The sequence below is a fragment of the Citrobacter sp. Igbk 17 genome (genome assembly GCF_028069775.1).
In the GTDB taxonomy this organism is placed as follows: domain Bacteria; phylum Pseudomonadota; class Gammaproteobacteria; order Enterobacterales; family Enterobacteriaceae; genus Citrobacter.
Genome location: NZ_JANEWI010000074.1, coordinates 1 through 2,012, shown reverse-complemented (window position 1 = coordinate 2,012; position 2,012 = coordinate 1). Strand labels below are relative to the sequence as shown.

The window sequence follows — 2,012 nt, the reverse complement described above, 5'->3', positions numbered from 1 at the left end:
GCCGGGAGCGGATTTGAACGTTGCGCAGCAACGGCCCGGAGGGTGGCGGGCAGGACGCCCGCCATAAACTGCCAGGCATCAAATAAGTGAAGAAGCCCATCCTGACGGATGGGCTTTTTTGCGTCTGTGCGGGGTGAAAACCGCCGGATGCACCGGACTGAATGTATGTTGTAGGCCTGATAAGCGCAACGCATCAGGCACTCCCGACGGCATTTTGCCGGATGCGGCGTCCCGCCTTATCCGGCCTACAACGGCACCACAAGGTAGGCCTGATAAGCGCAGCGCATCAGGCATTTCCGGCGATACCTTGCCGGAAGTAGCGTATCGCCTTATCCGGCCTACAACTCTCTACATTATTACCCGAGCACCAGTTTCAGTAGCGGATACGGTCGTCCGAGATCGTCTACTTCCGTGCGTCCTGTCACTTTAAAGCCCATCTTCTTATAAAACCCCACCGCTTGATCATTTTGTTCGTTAACGTCAGTCGTCAGTGTCGATGCTAACGATAAAGCATGTTCAATCAGCAGTTTACCGACACCGCTACCGCGCATATCCGGATCAACAAACAGAGCATCTATATGCTGTTCGGTCAGCAGCATAAATGCGACTGGCTCATCCTTTTCCGTTACCGCAACCCAGAGCGGAGCTTCTGGCAAAAACGAACGTACCAGCTCTTCCAGCTCAATTCGGTAATCAGGTGAGAGAAAATGGTGCGTGGCATCGACTGAACGACACCAGATAGAAACTAACTTCTCGCCTTCGTCCCGGCGTGAACGACGAATGATCAGGGCCATAGCATTCTCCTTTTATGTTAACTGCACTATTCTACAGCAAGGAACCGTGAAACTTTCTCAACTTGAACATGCAAGCTCGACATTCATATGATTCCTGGGTATCTTCAGCTATCTGGATGTCTAAACGTTTAAGCGTATGTAGTGAGGTTATCAGGTTATGCCAATTCGCGTGCAGGACGAGCTACCCGCCGTCAGTTTCTTACGTGAGGAAAACGTCTTTGTCATGACGACATCCCGCGCTTCTGGCCAGGAAATTCGTCCACTGAAGGTACTTATCCTCAACCTGATGCCAAAGAAGATTGAAACGGAAAACCAGTTCCTGCGTTTACTGTCGAACTCCCCCCTGCAGGTGGATGTTCAGCTGTTACGCATTGATGCCCGCGAGTCACGCAACACGCCAACGGAACATCTGAATAACTTCTACTGTAATTTCGAGGATATCAGCGATCAGAACTTTGACGGGCTGATCGTGACCGGTGCACCACTGGGCCTGGTTGAGTTTAACGATGTGGCATACTGGCCGCAGATTAAACAGGTGCTTGAGTGGGCTAAAGATCATGTCACATCGACGCTATTTGTCTGTTGGGCGGTACAGGCCGCACTGAATATTCTTTATGGCATTCCAAAGCAAACCCGCACAGATAAACTCTCTGGCGTTTATGAGCACCATATTCTGCATCCTCATGCGCTGCTGACGCGTGGTTTTGATGATGCGTTTCTGGCTCCGCACTCTCGCTATGCAGATTTCCCTGCTGCACTGATCAGGGACTACACCGATCTTGAGATCTTTGCGGAAACAGAGGAAGGGGATGCCTACCTGTTTGCCAGCAAAGATAAGCGTATTGCCTTCGTGACGGGTCATCCGGAATATGATGCTCACACATTGGGTAGCGAGTATTTTCGGGATGTAGAGGCGGGTTTAGCACCGGAAGTACCGTACAACTACTTCCCCAAAAATGATCCGCAAAACAAACCGCGAGCGACCTGGCGTAGTCATGGCAATTTGCTGTTTACCAACTGGCTCAACTATTACGTCTACCAGATCACGCCATATGATCTGCGTCACATGAATCCAACGCTGGATTAATCTTCTGCGGTAAACGATCCTTAAGCGTTTCAGCATGTTGAATCAGGCACCTTCGGGTGCCTTTTTTATTTCCGAAATGCACCTCACGGTGTAATTAATTTTTATTTTTATTGTTATCAATAGGTTAATTG

The 2,012-nt window shown here is 49.8% G+C and carries 2 protein-coding genes; one reads left to right on the top strand and one right to left on the bottom strand.

Going from position 1 to position 2,012, the window contains the following annotated elements:
• Positions 1–356: 356 nt before the first annotated feature.
• Complete coding sequence (locus NNO08_RS22790; RefSeq protein WP_271457605.1) at positions 357–794, bottom strand: acetyltransferase; 438 nt, start codon at positions 792–794, stop codon at positions 357–359.
• Positions 795–951: 157 nt separating this feature from the next.
• Here NNO08_RS22790 and metA point away from each other — a divergent pair, with 157 nt between their 5' ends.
• Complete coding sequence (metA, locus tag NNO08_RS22785; RefSeq protein ID WP_271457604.1) at positions 952–1,881, top strand: homoserine O-acetyltransferase MetA; 930 nt, start codon at positions 952–954, stop codon at positions 1,879–1,881.
• The last annotated feature ends 131 nt before the right edge of the window (positions 1,882–2,012 follow it).

What these genes read in the sequence shown, in the direction of transcription:
- NNO08_RS22790 (WP_271457605.1), bottom strand. Translation starts at nt 794, where the DNA reads ATGGCCCTGATCATTCGTCGTTCACGCCGGGACGAAGGCGAGAAGTTA.
- metA (WP_271457604.1), top strand. Translation starts at nt 952, where the DNA reads ATGCCAATTCGCGTGCAGGACGAGCTACCCGCCGTCAGTTTCTTACGT.